This is a genomic window from Pantoea sp. 18069 (assembly GCF_902706035.1).
In the GTDB taxonomy this organism is placed as follows: Bacteria; Pseudomonadota; Gammaproteobacteria; order Burkholderiales; family Burkholderiaceae_C; genus Comamonas.
In genome coordinates, this window is record NZ_CACSJA010000006.1 from 75,759 (window position 1) to 92,444 (window position 16,686).

The window sequence follows — 16,686 nt, forward strand, 5'->3', positions numbered from 1 at the left end:
TCACAGCTCCTTGCGGATGTCGACGAGGCGCGTGAGGCCCCAGATGATCATCAGGACCACGGCCAGCAGGATCACGGCATTGGCCGCCGCCAGCGGGAACTGCAGGTAGGACGTCTGCACCTGGATGATCTTGCCGATGGAGGCGATCTGCTGGCCGCCCATCACGCCTATGGTGACGAAGTCGCCCATGACGATGGTGATCACGAAGATCGAGCCGATGATGATGCCGGTGCGCGACAGCGGGACGATCACGTTCCACAGCGTCTGCCAGCCGCTGGCGCCGCTGTCGCTGGCCGCCTCGATGAGACTGCGGTCTATGCGCATCATGCTGTTGAAAATGGGCACGATCATGAACATGGTGTAGAGGTGCACAAAGGCCAGCACCACCGAGAAATCGGAGAACAGCAGCCATTCGATGGGCTGGTCTATCAGTCCCGCGCCCACCAGGCCCTGGTTCACCAGACCATTGCGCCCCAGCAGCGGCACCCACGCGATCATGCGGATCACGTTGGACGTCCAGAACGGGATGGTGCACAGCACGAACAGCAATGTCTGCATGCCCGCCGAGCGCACATGAAAGGCCAGGAAATAGGCCACGGTGAAGCCGATCACCAGCGTGATGAGCCACACCAGAAAACTGAACTTGAGCGTGGAGTAATACGTCTTGAGCGTGACGCACAGCCCTTCGGACGCATCGCCGCAGCCCGCGAAGATGGACACGTAGTTCTTGAACGTGAAGCCGGGCAGCAATTCGTACTCGTTGAAGTCCCAGAAACTGACCATCACGATCAATGCCAGCGGGATGAGGAAAAACAGCGCGAACACCAGCGTGAACGGCGCGGCCTGCCACCAGGCAGCGATGCTTCGCCCCGGGATGGCGCTGGCGGGCAGGGTAGGGGTGTGGGTAGAGCTCATGGTGTTGGCAAATCAGCTATCCGGGGCAATACGCGCTGGCGTTGGAACTAACGCAGCGGAAGGCCGGGGCCTTCCGCTGGGCGGCCGCTTTTTATGCCGCCACGAATTCATTCCACTTCTGAACCATGTAGTTGTTCTCATCCATCAGCGCATTCCAGCAGGCGATGGAGCCCATGCGCGATTCGTAGCTGCCGCCGTCGCGCACCTCGCCGGCCTTGGCCAGCACATCGCCGTTCGGGCCCTTGATGTCCTGCGCGGCGGGCTTGCCTTCCATCCAGTAGGCCCACTCGTAGGCTTCCATCTTGGACTTGGCGGTTTCCAGCACGGCGCTGTAGTAGCCCTGGCGGTTCAGGTAGGCGCCGGCCCAGCCGTCCAGGAACCAGTTGATGAACTCATACGCGCCATCGAGCTTGCGGCCGCTGAGCGTGGCGGGCAGGCCAAAGCCGGCAGCCCAGGCGCGGTAGCCTTCCTTGAGCGGCTGGAAGTTGCAGGCGATGCCCTTGGTGCGCACGGCCGTGACGGCCGGGCTCCACATCGACTGGATCACCACTTCGCCCGACGCCATCAGATTCACCGACTCGTTGAAGTCCTTCCACAGCGCGCGGAACTGGCCTTGCCGCTTGGCTTCGATCAGGGTCTTGATCGTCAGATCGATTTCCTTCTTGGTCATGTTGCCCTTGTCGGGGTACTTGTAGATGCCCATGGCTTCCACGACCATGGCCGCGTCCATGATGCCGATGGAAGGGATGTTCAGGATGGCGGTCTTGCCCTTGAACTCGGGGTTGAGCAGTTCGGCCCAGGAGTTGATGGGGCGCTTGATCAGGTCAGGGCGTATGCCCAGCGTGTCGGCGTTGTACACGGTCGGGATCAGGCTCATGAACTGCGTGGGCGCGCTGGCGAACTTCTTGGACCTTTCGCCTTCCAGGTAGATCACCTTCTTGGGTGCCGTGCCCTGGTCGCCCACGGCCTTGCCGCCCACCATGCCGGTGGTGAACAGCGGGGTGATCTTGTCGGCATTCTTGATGCGCCTGGTATCGATGCCCTTGAGGTTGCCGGTGGGCACGATCTTCTTGAGCGAGAAATACTCGGTATCGATCAGATCGAAGCTGTTGGGCGCAGTGACGGCGCGCTTGCTCACGTCGTCGGTGGTCACGGCCACGTACTGGATCTGGATGCCGGTGTCGGCCTTGAACTTTTCGGCAATCACTTTGTCCTGGTTCACCGCCGTGCCCAGGTAGCGCAGCACGATCTTTTCCTGCGCGTGCACCGCCGGGAACACGCCGGCAGCCAGGATGCCCGCCGTGCCCTTGAGCAGCGAGCGGCGCTGCACGCCAGTGGCACCGGAAACGACGACAGGGGAATCGGCACGGGAAGCATCGGACATGGGAAAACTCCTTGGGTTGCGGATGGGGACGGATGAAAAACGGGGGGGACGGGAGGTATTCAGGCGGCGACCGCCAGGGCCGGTGAGGGCGCAGACAGCGGGTGCGCTTGATGAGGCGTCCAGTGCAGTTGCACCGGCTGCCCCACCTGCCAGGGCAGCGCGGCAAACCCGGCCTCGGACACCATCACCGAATAGGCTGCCGTGGCATTGGCCGACAGGGCCACGCCCTGCTTTTGCAGGCCCAGCAGCACATAGGTGCCCTGGTACTCCACGTCGGTCACGACGGCCTGCATGCGCTGGGCGCCGCTGGGCAGCTCGGCGTCGGCAAGCGCGATCTGCAGATGGTCGGTGCGCACCCCCACCAGGCCTTGCGGCGTATCGATCACGTTGTGCCCGCCCATGAAGCGCGCGACGAATTCGTTGGCGGGGCGGTTGTAGACCTCGTGCGGGCTGCCCACCTGCTCGATCACGCCGTGGTTCATCACCACCATGGTGTCGGCCAGGGCCATGGCTTCCTCCTGGCTGTGGGTGACGTGGATGAAAGTCAGGCCCAGCTCTTTTTGCCAGCGGCGCAGCTCGGCACGCATCTGGATGCGCAGGAAGGGGTCGAGCGCGGAAAGGGGTTCGTCCAGCAGCAGCACGCGTGGCTGCGTGATGAGCGCGCGCGCCAGAGCCACGCGCTGCTGCTGCCCGCCCGAGAGTTCCGCCGGCTTGCGCTCGGCCAGGTGGCCCAGCGCTACACGCTCGAGCAGGTCGCGCGCCCTGGCCTGGCGTTCGGCCCTGGCCACGCCTTTCATCTTGAGGCTGAAGGCCACGTTGTCCAGCGCCGACAGGTGCGGAAACAGCGCAAAGCTCTGGAACATCATGGCCGTGCCGCGCGCCGCGGCGGGCAGGTCGGTGATGTTGCGGTTCTCCAGCAGGATGTCGCCACCGGTCACCGACTCGTGCCCCGCAATCATGCGCAAGGTGGTGCTCTTGCCGCAGCCCGACGGGCCCAGCAGGCAGCAATAGCTGCCGCTGGCAATGCGCAGGTTGATCGCATCCACGGCGGGCTTGCCGCTGGCGTAGCGCTTGGTCAGCGCAACGACTTCAATGCCGGCGGCGGCCGATGTGGACTGGGAAGGTGCGGGTGCAGGGATGTGGGCTTGCATGCCAATGATGTATGCAAATGACGTGCCAGCTTTGCACGCAATGTTTGCACCATTTTGTATACAGAATGCACCTGGACGGGGAGTGAACGGCCCCAGCGTTAAGGCGGCATGCACCGTAAAGCACAGTGATTGGCTGCGCGCTGGTCTTCCATTCCTGGGGCACAGATTGACGGCCGCTTTATGGCGCAGGTCCAGGGGTAGGTTTTTAGCGGCTAAATTTCCGGCAGCCTGGTCAGGCGCGCACGGCCAGCCTGCGGGCACCGCGAGACGTCTATGTCATCGACCAGCGCCTGACCCGACGCGGCCCACGCTGGCCGGCAGCGTGTTCAGTGTGATGCTCTCGCCTGCGCCGTTGCCCCGAATGACGCAGCCATGCGAAGCTGGCCATCGACATGGCAAGCACCCAGCTCAGGGCGATCGAGACGAAATATCAGTCCACCACTTGCCTTCCGTGATTTGCATATGCTGCGACCGCGTGGTCTGGGCCGATCTGGCTGCGGTAAGCGGCCCTTGTCGTTGGTAAAAATGCGTGGACCATGCAGCGGTTGCGAAGGTGCCGATTGCGCAGGCCAGATGTCATCTTTAGGCGAGAAGCGCGCCTTTAATGCCGTGGAATGGCTGATTGCTCCAGACTGATCTGCGCCATTCGCGGTCTGGGACACATTTGATTCAATAGTCGCAACTCGCTCGTAACTTGGTTATGGGGTAGGGATTCCAGGGGCAAGGTCAGGTACGCAGCAATACAGAGTCGGCTGCGTCCATGTCGCGCACCGCATCGTGGAATACCCGGCGCAGCCATTCGATGCCGGGGTCGCGGGTGCGGTAGCGGTGCCATTGCATGACCTGGGACATTTCGGCCAGCGCCATCGGCACTTCGCGCACAACGATGGGCAGATGGCGCGCGGCCTGCTGCGCGAGCCGGCTGTGGATGGTCGCGACGCGTTCGGTGCCGACCACCAGTGCGGGCGACGATGCAAAGCTGAAGCTGGTCACGTCGACGCGCCGCTGCAGTCCGTGGCGCTTGAACAACCAGTCTTCCAGCGACGAGGCATTCGTCGCGGGTGGCATGGTCACTACATGCCCAGCCGCCATATAGCGCTCCATGCTCAGCGTGCCCTGCGCGAGCCGGCTATCGCGCCATAGAACGCACTGGAAGCGCTCGGAGAAAAGCGCTTCCGTCGGGTGGCTCGAAGTGCAGTATTCGCTGGGCATCACCACCAGATCGACTTCGGCGCGGTCCAGCGAGCGTGTCGGCTCGAGCACCTGGGGCAGCAGCGAAAAGCGGATGTCGGGGCCCTGCGCATGGGCCCGCGCGAGCACATGCGGAATCAGCGTGGCCAGCGTGAAGTCCGAGACGAAGATGCGGAACTCGCGGTCGGATTTGGCCGGCAGGAACTCGGGCTTGGCCGCCACCGAGCTGTCGATGCGCAGCAGCACGTCGCGCACCGTGTCCTTGAGCACTTCGGCGCGCGGCGTCAGCTCCATGCGCCGGCCTACCTGCACCAGCAGTTCGTCGTCGAAATAGTCTCTGAGCCGGCCCAGGGCATTGCTCATGGCCGACTGGCTCATGTGCAGCCGCTCGGCCGCACGGCTGATGCTGGCTTCGATCAGCAGCATGTCGAGCGCCACCAGCAGGTTGAGATCAAGTTTGTTGAAGCGCATCGGGGGTCTCCTGGACGGCATCGTAATGGCTGGCCGGAATTTGCGGGTTAACCCGAAAAGTATTTGCGCCATCGATAGCTGGGATGGATTCAAACCATTTTTCAGCATGAAGTCCGCTTCCTACACTCGCCTCACTACCAGAAGAAACGCGGCGTAGGCCCAAAGCGGTGCCAGCCGATGTCCGGCCTGCAAGGCCTCATGCAACGGAGACAAACCCTTCCATGTCCACGATCCTTTTCCCTCGCCGCGCCGGGGCGGCGCGCACCCTGGCGGCGGCGGCTGCCGCGCTGCTGGCCAGCGGCGCGAGCAATGCCTTCGAGTTCGATACCGGCAACCCCGACGTGAAGATCCGCTGGGACAACACGCTCAAGTACAGCAACGCGTTCCGGCTCAAGGACCGTTCGCCCGGGCTGTCGCTCACGCAGTTCGGCCCGGCCGGCGTGGTGGGCGCCAACAACCAGAACCAGGACGACGGCAACAACAACTTCGGCAAGGGCCTGGTCTCCAACCGCGCGGATTTGTTGAGCGAGCTCGACGTGACGGGCCGCAACTGGGGCGGCCGCATCAGCGCCGCAGCCTGGTACGACACGGTCTACCACCGCGCGACCGACAACCCCGGCATCAGCGCCAACCACGCGCCTGCGAGCGCGTTCACCTCGGACACGCGATCGCTGATGGGCCGCAAGGCCGAGCTGCTCGATGCCTTTGTCTTCGGCAAGTTCGATCTGGCCGACAAGCCCGCGACCGTGCGCCTGGGCCGCCACACGCTGCTGTGGGGCGAAAGCCTGTTCTTTGGCGTCAATGGCATCGCGGGCGGTCAGGCGCCGCTCGATCTGATCAAGCTGCTGTCGGTGCCCAATTCGCAATTCAAGGAAACCGTGCGTCCCACGGGCAAGCTGTCGGGCCAGGTGCAGCTGTCGAGCGATGTTGCCGTGGGAGCGTACTGGACCTATGAGTGGGAGAAAACCCGTCTCGCGCCTGCGGGCAGCTATCTGTCGACCAGCGATTCCATGGGGCCGGGCGCCGAGCGCATCAACGCCGGGCCCACGGGCACGTTCGCGCGCCAGGGCGATCTCGATGCCCGGGACCGGGGCCAGGGCGGCCTGCAGCTGCGCTGGCGCGTCGATGCGATCGACACCGACCTGGGCTTTTACGCCACGCGCTACCACGCGACCACGCCCAGCAATATCTACAACACGCTCAGCGGCGCGCCGCCGGCGCTGCGCGCGAGCAGCTACCGCTGGGCCTACCACGAAGGCGTGAGCGCGTTGGGTGCGAGCTTTGCCAAGACCGTGGGCGCATGGGGCCTGGCCGGCGAAATGTCGCTGCGGCGCAATGCGCCGCTGGCCAGCAGCGGGCAGTCGGTGATTCCCGCGATCGGCGTGGGCACGCGCTACGACAACCGCCACAACCCGGGCTACGCCGTGGGCGAGACCGGCCATGCGCAGTTCTCCTGGCTCGCGAGCCTGGGGCCGAGTTTCATCGCGCGCGAAGCCAGCTTCCTCGGCGAGATCGCCTGGAACCGCCGGCTCAAGGTCACGCAGAACGCGCAGATGCTCAACCCGAATACCGACCGCGACGCCACGGCGCTGCGCATGGTGTTCGCGCCTTCGTACCGCCAGGTCCTGCCGGGGCTGGACCTCACGCCCAGCATTGGCCTGGGCTATGCCTGGGGCCGTTCGTCGGCCGTGGGCCCGGGCTTTGGCGTCGACCAGGGCGGCGATTTCAACATCGGCCTGGCGGGCGTCTACCTCGGCAAGTGGACCGGCGCGCTGAACTACGTGCACTACCTGGGCAAGGAAGGCCCGACGCTGGACAACAACAACAACGCCCAGTTCCGCCAGGCGCTCAAGGACCGCAACTTCCTGAGCTTCTCGCTGCGCACCACTTTCTAAGAACCATCCGGAGACAGACATGAACTTCCCCTCGATTCAAGGCACGCTGCTGGCCGCGGCGCTGCTGGGCGCGCTGAGCGCGCATGCCGGCGTCACGCCCGAAGAGGCCGCTACGCTCAAGACCGATCTCACACCCTTTGGCGCGGAACGCGCGGGCAACAAGGACGGCAGCATCCCGGCCTGGACCGGTGGCTACACCACCGCCACGCCCGGCTTCAAGAACGGCGGGCGCCGCGGCGACCCCTTCGCCGGCGACAAACCGCTGTATGTGATCAATGCCGCCAACATGGCCCAGCATGCCGACAAGCTGACCGATGGCACGCAGGCGCTGCTGAAAAAATACCCGAGCTTTCGCGTCGATGTCTACAAGACCATGCGCACCGCGGCTGCGCCGCAATGGGTCTACGACAACACCTTCAAGAATGCGACCACGGCCAGGCTCGACGGCGAAATCCTGCGCGACGCGTTCGGCGGCATTCCGTTTCCCATCCCCAAGACCGCCAAGGAAGTCATCGCCAACCACGAGATGCACTGGCGCGGCGAGGCCTGGCAGACCGATTTCCGCGGCTATCTCGGCACGGCCAACGGCCAGAGCGTGCTGTCGGTCGAAGCCACCGGCGACTTCCAGATGCCGTACTACGCCCAGGGCCAGGAGGCCAAATACAACGGCGAGTACTGGATGATCCGCATGCTCAACTCCGGCCCGCCGGTGCGCGCGGGCGAGGCCCTGGTGGGGCGCCAGAACGTGGACCAGGACAAGACCGCGACCTGGGTCTACCTCACGGGCCAGCGCCGCGTGCGCAAGCTGCCCAACTCCTGCTGCGACACGCCCACGCCCGCTTCCAGCGGCGTGGCCAGCTTCGACGAAGTCGACGTGCTGACCGGGCGCACCGACCGCCACGACTGGAAGATCGTCGGCAAGCGCGAAATGCTGATTCCCTATAACAGCAACCGCATGCACACGCCCGAAAAAGACAGCGAGCTGCTGCTGGCCAACCACCTGAACCCCGACCATGTGCGTTGGGAACTGCACCGGGTGTGGGTGCTCGAAGCCACGCTCAAGCCCGGCCAGCGCCACCAGGCCGCGCGCTCGCGCTATTACTTTGACGAAGACACCTGGGTCGCGGTGCTCGCCGACCGCTGGGATGCCAAGGGCCAGCTGTGGAAGACGGTCTGGTCGCACCCGGTCGTGATGCCCGATCTGCCCGCGACCACGCCCCAGCAGCAATGGGGTTTCAACGACCTGATCAGCGGCGCCTGGTATGCGAGCGGCGTGGTCAACGAGCGCAAGCAGCACTACCGCATCGTGCCGCGCCGCGCGGACTCGCACTTCACGGCCGAGGCCATGGCTGGCGAAGGCGTGCGCTGAGGCCATGATGTTCACTTCCTTTACAAGCGCGCCGGGCTGGCGCGCCAGCGCAGCCGCGACCCTGTGCGTCGGTCTGCTGGCCGGCGCCGCGGCGGCAGCGCCGGTGGGACCGGCCGCCGAGCGTCCCGCGGTGATGGTGCAGCGCCCCGCATCTGCCGTGCTGCTGGGCGCGGCGGCCGCGGGCCAGCGCACCGTGGCTGTGGGCGAACGCGGCGTGTTGATCGTCTCCGACGACGGCGGCGCGCAATGGCGCCAGGTGGCGCTGCCCACCAGCGTCACCTTGACCGCAGTGCGCTTCGCCGATGCGCGCCATGGCGTGGCCGTGGGCCATGGCGGCACGGTGCTGACCAGCGCCGACGGCGGCGAGCGCTGGACGCAGCGGCTCGATGGCCTGCGCCTGGCGCAACTGGCGCTGCAGGCCGCGCAACGCAGTGGCGATGCGGCGCGCATCCGCGAAGCCGAGCGCCTGGTCGCCGAAGGCGCGGACAAGCCGTTTCTCGACGTGCTGGTCTGGGATGCGAAGCGCTTTCTGGCCGTGGGCGCTTTCGGGCTGGCGTTCGCCACCGAAGACGGCGGCCAGACCTGGACGCCCTGGATGGACCGCCTGCCCAACCCCAAGGGCATGCACTTGTACGTTGCGCGCCGCGCGGGCGATACGGTGCTGTTGGCCGGTGAACAAGGGCTGTTGATGCGCTCCTCCGACAACGGGCAGAACTTCCAGTCCATGACCAGCCCCTACCCAGGCAGCTGGTTCACGGGCGAGATCCTCGGCCAGGAGATGCTGCTGGCCGGCATGCGCGGCAATGTCTGGCGCAGCACCGATGGCGGCGAACAATGGGCGCAGATCGCGAATCCGCGCCCCGCGTCGGTCACGGCATCGCTTCCCGTGGGCAATGCGGTGCTGCTGGCCAACCAGGCCGGCCAGGTGCTGCGTCTGCAAGGTGATGCGCTCCAGCCGCTGGACACCCCACCCCAGGCGCCGCTGGCCGGCCTGGTCGCTGCGGGCAAGCAGCTATTGGGCCTGGGCGTGAACGGTATCCATGCATTGAAGGGAGGCGAACAATGATGCCTTCTTCCTCCCCTGTCCCCTCGGCAGCGCGCTTCGATCCGCGCTCGGGCTCGTTCATCGAACGCCTGCTGTTCAACCACCGGCTGCTGGTCGTCGTGCTGTGCGCGCTGGTCACGCTGGTGCTGGGCTGGCAGGCCACGCGCCTGCAATTGCAGGCCAGCTTCGAAAAATCGATTCCCACGGGCCACCCCTATATCGCCAACTACCTGGCGCACCAGAGCGAACTCAGCGGCCTGGGCAATGCGGTGCGCATCGCCGTCGAACGGGCCGAAGGGCCCGAAGGCAGCATCTACGACGCCGCATATCTCGACACGCTGCGCCGCCTGAGCGACGCGGTCTTCGTGCTGCCCGGTGTCGACCGCGTGGGCATGAAGTCGCTGTGGACGCCGACCACGCGCTGGTTCGGCGTGACCGAGGAGGGCCTCGAAGGCGGCCCGGTCATTCCCGATGGTTTTGACGGCGGTGCCGCCAGCCTGCAGCAGCTCGCGGCCAACGTTGCGCGTTCCGGCGAAATCGGCCAGTTGGTGGCGCGCGACGCGCGCTCCTCGGTGATCTTCGTGCCGCTGCTGGCCAGGGACGCCGACGGCAATGCGATCGACTATGCGCGGCTGTCCGATCAGCTCGAGGCACTGCGCAGCCAGTTCGAAGGCGAGGGCGTTCGCGTCCACATCACCGGCTTTGCCAAGCTCGTCGGCGACCTGATCGAAGGCGTGCGGGCGGTGCTGCTGTTCTTCGCGCTGGCCGTGGCCATTGCCACGGTGATGGTCTACTGGTACACGCGCTGCGTGCGCTCCACGCTGCTGGTGGTGCTGGCTTCGCTGGTCGCCGTGGTCTGGCAGCTGGGCCTGCTGCCGCTGCTGGGCTTTGTGCTCGACCCGTATTCCATCCTGGTGCCGTTCCTGGTGTTCGCCATTGGCATGAGCCATGGCGCGCAGAAGATGAACGGCATCATGCAGGACATAGGCCGCGGCGCCGGCAAGCTCGTGGCCGCGCGCAACACGTTCCGCCGGCTGTTCCTCGCCGGCCTCACGGCGCTGGTGGCCGACGCCGTGGGCTTTGCGGTGCTGCTGGTGATCGACATCCAGGCCATTCGCGAGCTGGCGATCGCCGCCTCGCTGGGCGTGGGCGTGCTGATCTTCACCAATCTGATCCTGCTGCCGATTCTGCTGAGCTATACCGGTGTCAGCGCCAAGGCGGCCGCGCGCAGCCTGCGCGATGACGATGCCAGCCGGTCGGGCGCGCAAGGCGGACATCTGTGGCGTGTGCTCACGCGCTTTACCGAAAGGCGCTGGGCCACGGCCGCGGTGGCCGCAGGCCTGGTGCTGGGCGTCGCGGGCTTCGCGGCCAGCACGCAACTCAAGATCGGCGATCTCGACCCCGGAGCGCCTGAAATGCGTGCCGACAGCCGCTACAACCGTGACGTTGCCTATCTCAACGCGGCCTACGGCGCGTCCAGCGACGTGCTCGCGGTGATGGTGCGCACGCCGCCGGGTCAGTGCGCGAACTACGAGACGCTCAACAAGGTCGACGCCCTCGAATGGCAGCTGCGCCAGCTCGACGGCGTGGAGTCGACCAACACGCTATCGCTGCTCAACCGGCGCGTGCTGTCGGGCCTCAACGAAGGCAATCCCAAGTGGTATGAGTTCGTGCCCAACCAGGACATGCTCAACACCGCCACGGCCAGCGCGCCGCGCGGCCTGTACAACGACGCCTGCTCGCTGCTGACGGTCTATGCCTATCTGCGCGACCACAAGGCCGACACGCTGGCGCGCGTGGTCGCGCATGTCGAAGCTTTCGCCCAGGCCAACAACGGGCCGCAGTCGGAGTTCCTGCTGGCCGCGGGCTCGGCGGGCATAGAAGCCGCGACCAATATCGTGGTGCGCGACGCCTGGCGGCAGATGCTGCTCCTGGTCTATGGCGCGGTGGTGCTGCTGTGCCTGGTCACGTTCCGCTCCTGGCGCGCCGTGGTGGTCGCGGTGCTGCCGCTGGTCGTCACCTCGCTGCTGGCCGAAGCGCTGATGGTGGCCCTGGGCATGGGCGTCAAGGTCGCGACGCTGCCCGTGATTGCGCTGGGCGTGGGCATTGGCGTGGACTACGCGCTCTACATCCTGTCGGTGACGCTGGCCGAGCTGCGCCGCGGCAGGACTCTGGCCCAGGCCTACCACCGCGCGCTGCTGTTCACCGGCAAGGTGGTGATGCTGACCGGCGTGACGCTGGCCGTCGGCGTGATCACCTGGGTCGCCAGCCCGATCAAGTTCCAGGCCGACATGGGCCTGCTGCTGGCCTTCATGTTCCTCTGGAACATGCTCGGCGCGCTGGTGCTGCTGCCCGCGCTCGCGCATTTCCTCCTCAAGCCGGCCGTACAGCCGGCGGCCCAGCCCGCAGCAATGCCGGCGACCACTCTCACACCGAACTATTGACCATGTTCAAGTACTTTCCCACCAACTACGTCTGGAATCTGTCCGTCAATCTGGCCATCGAGATGGGCGCGCGCATCGGCGAGATCGAAGCCATGTGCGCGCCGCTGCAAGACGCTGCCAAGGCGCCCGACGCCGCGGGCACGCAGGCCTTTCGCGCGACCTGGGCCGCCATGGCCGACAAGCTGTGCGCGCTCGCCGAGGAAGACGAGGCGCGCGGGCGCCTGCTGTCCGCGGGCGAGAAATACAGCCGCGCCGCGACCTACTACCTGACCTGCGAGCGCCTGCAGGCGCATGGCGCGCCGGGCCGGCTCGAACTCTACGAGCGCTTTCTCGCGGTGTTCGCCAAGGGGCTGCGCCTGGCGGGCGAGAACTGCGAGCGCGTGGAGATTCCCTACGAAGGCCAGGTGTTGTCGGCTCTGTATGTGCGCGCCGAAGGCGTGAACGGTCGAGCGCCGCTGCTGGTCCAGGTCAACGGCCTGGACTCCACCAAGGAGATGAAATACCGCGTCGGCCTGCCCGCGTGGCTGGCGCGGCGCGGCGTTTCCTCGCTGATCGTCGACCAGCCGGGCACGGGCGAAGCCTTGCGCCTGCACGGGCTCACGGCGCGCTACGACAGCGAGCACTGGGCCAGCCGCGTGGTCGACTGGCTCGAGACGCGCGATGACGTAGACCCGCGGCGCATAGGCCTGGAAGGCGTGTCGCTGGGCGGCTACTACTGCCCGCGCGCCGTGGCCATGGAGCCGCGCTTTGCCTGCGGCGTGGTCTGGGGCGCCAACCACGACTGGCGCGAGGTGCAAAAGCGCCGGCTCGAAAAGGAAGGCAGCTTTCCCGTGCCGCACTACTGGAGCCATGTGCAATGGGTCTGGGGGGCCAAGGACATGGATGACTTCATGCGCATTGCCGAAGACGTGCATCTCGACGGCGTGGTCGAGAAGATCCGCGTGCCTTTCCTGGTGACGCATGGCGAAAAGGATTCGCAGATTCCGCTCAAGTGGGCCGAGCGCACCTACGCGCAGCTCGTCAACAGTCCCCGGCGCGAACTCAAGATATTCACCGAGCGCGAAGGCGGCGTGCAGCACTCGAGCTTCGACAACAGCATCAACGCGGGCCAGTACATCGCCGACTGGGTCGCCGAAACCCTGCAGGGCCGCACGGCCGTCTGAACCAAGAAAGCAAGAAAGACCATTCCATGAATATCCTCGGACCCGATGCCCTGGTTTTTGGTGTCGACGACCTGCCGGCCTGCCGGCAATACCTGATCGACTACGGCCTGCGCGACGCGGGCAATGATTTCTTCGAGGCGCTGGACGGCACGGGCATCGTGCTGCGCGCCAAGGACGACCCGGCGCTGCCCGCGGCCATGGGCACGGCCAGCCTGCTGCGCGAGACCGTCTATGGCGTGGCCGACGCGCAGACGCTCCATGCCATCGAGGCCGAGCTGCGGCGCGACCGCGAAGTCCGCAGCGAAGGCGGTGTGCTGCGCTGCTTTGACGACATGGGCTTTGCGCTGGCCTTCCAGGTCAGCGTGCGCCGGCCCATCGCTCTGCCGGCCGAGACCGTCAATGCGCCCGGTGCGGCCGCGCAGCGCGCGCCCAATGTCGCCGCCGTGGACGATGAGCTGCCCGCGCTGCCGCGTTCCCTGTCGCATGTCGTGTACTTCGTGCCCGATTCGACCAAGGCCGAAGCCTTCTATACCCGGCTGGGCTTTGTCTGCACCGACCGCTTCAAGGGCGTAGGCCCCTTCCTGCGGCCCGCCGGCACGCAGGACCACCACACGCTGTTCATGATCCAGACGCCGCCGTTCATGAAGGGCTGCGAGCATTTCACTTTCCACCTCGGCGGCCCCACCGAAGTCATGCTGGCGGGCACACGCTTTGTCGAGAAGGGCTACCAGAGCTTCTGGGGGCCGGGGCGCCACCGCTTTGGCAGCAACTGGTTCTGGTATTTCAATTCGCCGCTGGGCTGCCATGTGGAATACGACGCCGACATGGACCTGCACGACGAGCACTGGGCGGCGCGCGAAGCGCCCATGGGCGCCGACGCCTCGCAGCTGTTCCTGTTCCAGCACCGCGAGAAGTGGGCGCCGGGCGGCCCGCCACCGCCCGCAGCCCAGGCAACGGCTTGAGCATGGACGCGACGCGGCTGTGCCATGCGAATGATGTGCCTGACGGCGCGGCGCGTGGCTTCGACCCGCAGGGCACGGGCCAGGCGACGGTGTTTGTCGTGCGCCAGGGCACGCAGCTGCGCGCCTGGCGCGATGCCTGCCCGCACCACGGCACGCCCTTGCCCTGGCGGCGTGACGCCTATCTGGACGCGGCCGGCCGCCACATCGTCTGCGCGGCCCATGGCGCGCTGTTCGACCCGCTCACCGGCGTCTGCACCCTGGGCCCCTGCCTGGGCGATGCTTTGACGCCGGTGGCGATTGAAGTGCATTCCGACGGCAGCCTGCGCCTGGCGCCTTGAAAAAAATATCTGGAGACAAAAAATGACCCTCGCAACCCAACGCATTCTCATCATCGGCGGCGGATTTTCCGGCATGTCGGCCGCCATCGACCTGCGCCGCCGCGGCGCCCAGGTCGACCTCGTCGAGCTCGACGCGGGCTGGCGCAACTACGGCGCGGGCATCAGCCTGGGCGGCGCGACGCTGCGCGCGTTCCGCCAGCTGGGCATTCTGGATGCGTTCCTGGCGCAAGGCCATGCGGCCGACGGCGTGCGGCTGTGCCTGCCCCATGGCCCGCAGGTCGCCGAGCTGCCCACGCCGCGCATCGCCGGCGCGGATGTGCCCGGCGGCGGTGCCATCCTGCGCCCGGTGCTGGCGCGCATTCTGGCCGATGCCACGCGCGCCAGCGGCGCCGATATCCGCCTGGGCTGCACGTTCACGCGCTTCACCCAGGACGCTGACGGCGTGGACGTGGAGTTCACCGATGGCCAGCGCCGCCGCTACGACCTGGTGATAGGCGCTGACGGCCTGTACTCCAAGGTGCGCGAAGCGCTGCTGCCCCAGGCGCCCAAGCCGGTCTACAGCGGCCAGGCGGTCTGGCGTGCGGTGCTGCCGCGGCTGCCCGAAATCGACGCCGCGACCATGTGGATGGGGCCGCGCATCAAGCCCGGCGTGAACCCGGTGTCGCAGTCCGAGATGTACCTGTTCGTCACCGAGCCGCGGCCGACCAACGACTTTGTGGACCCGGCGAGCTTTGTCGATAGGCTGCGCGGCCTGCTCGATGGCTTCAGCGCGCCGACGTTGCAGTCGATTCGCGCCCAGTTGGGCGAACACTCGCAGATCGTGTTCCGCCCGCTCGAGGGCCTGTTGGTGCCGCGTCCCTGGTCGCAAGGGCGCATCGTGCTGATCGGCGACACCGTGCATGCGACCACGCCGCACCTGGCTTCGGGCGCCTGCATAGGCATGGAGGATGCGCTGGTACTGTCCGAGGAACTGGCCCGCGGTGCAGACGGCGTGCCCGCGGCGCTGGCCGCGTTCGAGGCGCGCCGCTGGGAGCGCTGCCGCATGGTGGTGGAGAACTCCTCGCGCCTGGGAGAAATCGAGATCGAAGGTGGCGACAAGGAAGAGCACGCGCGCATCATGCGCAGCTCGCTGATGGCCCTGGCCGAACCGATCTGAGGCTGCCATGGCATTCAAAACAGATTCCAAGCGCGGGCGCGTGGCGCTGATGATCGGCCACTGCGCCGGCATGGTCGACCTGGTGGCCTTGCCGGTCTGGGTCGGCACGCTGGTCGCGCAGTACCGATTCGATCCGCAGCAGGCCGGCATGCTGGCCTCGCTGTTTCTCGTGGGCGCGGTGCTGGCCAGCGTGGCCCTGGCCGCACGCTTCGACCGGCTCAACGTGCGCCTGGTGGCGACGCTGGGCTTCGGTCTCGCGGCGCTGGGCTTTGGCTACGCGTCCACGCTGGGCGATTTCACCACCCTGGCGGTGCTGCACGCGCTGTGCGGCATGGCTTCGGGCGCGGCGCTCAGCGCCACGCACGGCACCATCGCGCGCAGCGGCCACCCGCACCGGCTGTTCGCCATTGTTGGCATGGCGCTGGCGGTGTTCGGCATCGTGTTCATGGGCGCGACGCCGCCGCTGGTGGCCCGGCTCGGCGGCCCGGTGCTGTTCCAGGTGTTTGCCGCCGTGATGCTGGTCGCGGCGCTGGCCGCCGCTGTCGCGTTCCCGGTGCCCGATGCGGTGCGCACGCCCGCCCAGGTCGGAGCGCGCGCGCCGCTGTCGGCCAGCGTCTGGTGCGGCATCGTCGGCATTGCCTGCATGGGCCTGGTGCAGGCCATGGCGTTCAGCTTTCTCGAACGCGTGGGCAGCGACCGGGGCTTCGGCGCGGCCGCCGTGACCGGCGTGCTGGTGGCACTGGGCATTGTCAACCTCGCGCCGCCCGCGCTCGCGGCCTGGCTGGAAAAGCGCCTGGTCGCGCGCAGCGTGCTGCTGGGCGGCGCCGCGCTGCAGGCGCTGCTGGTCTGCGTGATCATGCTGTCCACGCAGTTCATGCCCTATGCGATCGCCGCCTCGGTGTTCGCGGCCGTGATGATCTTCACGCACACCTTTGCCTTCGGCCTGCTGGCCCAGCTGGACCGCAGTGGTCGCGCGTTGGCCGCCACGCCCGCCATGCTGATGACGGGCGCCGCCATCGGCCCCGTACTGGGCGGCACGCTGGTCAAGGCCTTTGGCTACGGCAGCCTGGCCGTCGCCGCTGTAGCAATTGCCTTGCTGGCATTGCTGTGCTTTTCCCGATTGCAGGGCAGGACTGCGTCCGTATTGGCTCGCAAGCCGACCTGAGACACATAACTACAACGACACCATTTCCAGGAGACAA

General features: G+C 66.7%; 13 protein-coding genes. 9 read left to right on the top strand and 4 right to left on the bottom strand.

The features are described from left to right. The 4 genes from GVL12_RS06980 to GVL12_RS06995 form a co-directional block, all read right to left on the bottom strand. Positions 1 to 915, bottom strand: a complete 915-nt coding sequence (locus tag GVL12_RS06980; protein ID WP_159912247.1) for an ABC transporter permease — start codon at positions 913 to 915, stop codon at positions 1 to 3. A gap of 91 nt (positions 916 to 1,006) precedes the next feature. Further along, on the bottom strand, positions 1,007 to 2,299 hold the full coding sequence (locus tag GVL12_RS06985) for a PotD/PotF family extracellular solute-binding protein (protein WP_159912249.1): 1,293 nt from the start codon (positions 2,297 to 2,299) through the stop codon (positions 1,007 to 1,009). A 59-nt stretch (positions 2,300 to 2,358) separates the two neighbouring features. Continuing rightward, entirely contained in the window at positions 2,359 to 3,450 is a 1,092-nt protein-coding gene (locus GVL12_RS06990) for an ABC transporter ATP-binding protein (RefSeq protein WP_159912251.1), read from the bottom strand. A 726-nt stretch (positions 3,451 to 4,176) separates the two neighbouring features. Next, positions 4,177 to 5,112, bottom strand: coding sequence for a LysR family transcriptional regulator (locus GVL12_RS06995; RefSeq protein ID WP_159912253.1), 936 nt, complete (start codon positions 5,110 to 5,112; stop codon positions 4,177 to 4,179). A gap of 221 nt (positions 5,113 to 5,333) precedes the next feature. Between GVL12_RS06995 and GVL12_RS07000 the strand changes: the two genes are divergently transcribed. From GVL12_RS07000 to GVL12_RS07040, 9 genes are read left to right on the top strand one after another with little or no spacing between them, the layout of a single operon-like run. After that, complete coding sequence (locus GVL12_RS07000) at positions 5,334 to 7,007, top strand: DUF1302 domain-containing protein (RefSeq protein WP_159912255.1); 1,674 nt, start codon at positions 5,334 to 5,336, stop codon at positions 7,005 to 7,007. 19 nt (positions 7,008 to 7,026) lie between these two features. Continuing rightward, positions 7,027 to 8,376 (top strand): DUF1329 domain-containing protein, encoded by a 1,350-nt coding sequence (locus tag GVL12_RS07005; RefSeq protein ID WP_159912257.1) that lies wholly within the window; start codon positions 7,027 to 7,029, stop codon positions 8,374 to 8,376. A 4-nt stretch (positions 8,377 to 8,380) separates the two neighbouring features. Continuing rightward, a complete protein-coding gene (locus GVL12_RS07010) occupies positions 8,381 to 9,442 on the top strand; it encodes a YCF48-related protein (protein WP_159912259.1) in 1,062 nt (353 codons plus the stop codon). Then, entirely contained in the window at positions 9,439 to 11,865 is a 2,427-nt protein-coding gene (locus GVL12_RS07015; protein WP_159912261.1) for an RND family transporter, read from the top strand. Before GVL12_RS07010 ends, GVL12_RS07015 begins: the two co-directional genes overlap by 4 nt. A 2-nt stretch (positions 11,866 to 11,867) precedes the next feature. Further along, complete coding sequence (locus GVL12_RS07020) at positions 11,868 to 13,028, top strand: S9 family peptidase (protein WP_159912263.1); 1,161 nt, start codon at positions 11,868 to 11,870, stop codon at positions 13,026 to 13,028. Between the two features lie 26 nt (positions 13,029 to 13,054). Next, entirely contained in the window at positions 13,055 to 13,990 is a 936-nt protein-coding gene (locus GVL12_RS07025; RefSeq protein WP_159912265.1) for a VOC family protein, read from the top strand. A 2-nt stretch (positions 13,991 to 13,992) separates the two neighbouring features. Continuing rightward, positions 13,993 to 14,328, top strand: a complete 336-nt coding sequence (locus GVL12_RS07030; RefSeq protein WP_159912454.1) for a Rieske (2Fe-2S) protein — start codon at positions 13,993 to 13,995, stop codon at positions 14,326 to 14,328. Between the two features lie 22 nt (positions 14,329 to 14,350). Beyond that, positions 14,351 to 15,484 (top strand): FAD-dependent oxidoreductase, encoded by a 1,134-nt coding sequence (locus GVL12_RS07035; protein ID WP_159912267.1) that lies wholly within the window; start codon positions 14,351 to 14,353, stop codon positions 15,482 to 15,484. Between the two features lie 7 nt (positions 15,485 to 15,491). After that, positions 15,492 to 16,649 carry an MFS transporter gene (locus GVL12_RS07040; RefSeq protein ID WP_159912269.1) on the top strand — a complete coding sequence of 386 codons (1,158 nt, stop codon included), beginning with the start codon at positions 15,492 to 15,494 and terminating at the stop codon, positions 16,647 to 16,649. The last annotated feature ends 37 nt before the right edge of the window (positions 16,650 to 16,686 follow it).

Coding starts and splice junctions, on each gene's coding strand:
- GVL12_RS06980 (WP_159912247.1), bottom strand. CDS start 915: ATGAGCTCTACCCACACCCCTACCCTGCCCGCCAGCGCCATCCCGGGG.
- GVL12_RS06985 (WP_159912249.1), bottom strand. CDS start 2,299: ATGTCCGATGCTTCCCGTGCCGATTCCCCTGTCGTCGTTTCCGGTGCC.
- GVL12_RS06990 (WP_159912251.1), bottom strand. CDS start 3,450: ATGCAAGCCCACATCCCTGCACCCGCACCTTCCCAGTCCACATCGGCC.
- GVL12_RS06995 (WP_159912253.1), bottom strand. CDS start 5,112: ATGCGCTTCAACAAACTTGATCTCAACCTGCTGGTGGCGCTCGACATG.
- GVL12_RS07000 (WP_159912255.1), top strand. CDS start 5,334: ATGTCCACGATCCTTTTCCCTCGCCGCGCCGGGGCGGCGCGCACCCTG.
- GVL12_RS07005 (WP_159912257.1), top strand. CDS start 7,027: ATGAACTTCCCCTCGATTCAAGGCACGCTGCTGGCCGCGGCGCTGCTG.
- GVL12_RS07010 (WP_159912259.1), top strand. CDS start 8,381: ATGATGTTCACTTCCTTTACAAGCGCGCCGGGCTGGCGCGCCAGCGCA.
- GVL12_RS07015 (WP_159912261.1), top strand. CDS start 9,439: ATGATGCCTTCTTCCTCCCCTGTCCCCTCGGCAGCGCGCTTCGATCCG.
- GVL12_RS07020 (WP_159912263.1), top strand. CDS start 11,868: ATGTTCAAGTACTTTCCCACCAACTACGTCTGGAATCTGTCCGTCAAT.
- GVL12_RS07025 (WP_159912265.1), top strand. CDS start 13,055: ATGAATATCCTCGGACCCGATGCCCTGGTTTTTGGTGTCGACGACCTG.
- GVL12_RS07030 (WP_159912454.1), top strand. CDS start 13,993: ATGGACGCGACGCGGCTGTGCCATGCGAATGATGTGCCTGACGGCGCG.
- GVL12_RS07035 (WP_159912267.1), top strand. CDS start 14,351: ATGACCCTCGCAACCCAACGCATTCTCATCATCGGCGGCGGATTTTCC.
- GVL12_RS07040 (WP_159912269.1), top strand. CDS start 15,492: ATGGCATTCAAAACAGATTCCAAGCGCGGGCGCGTGGCGCTGATGATC.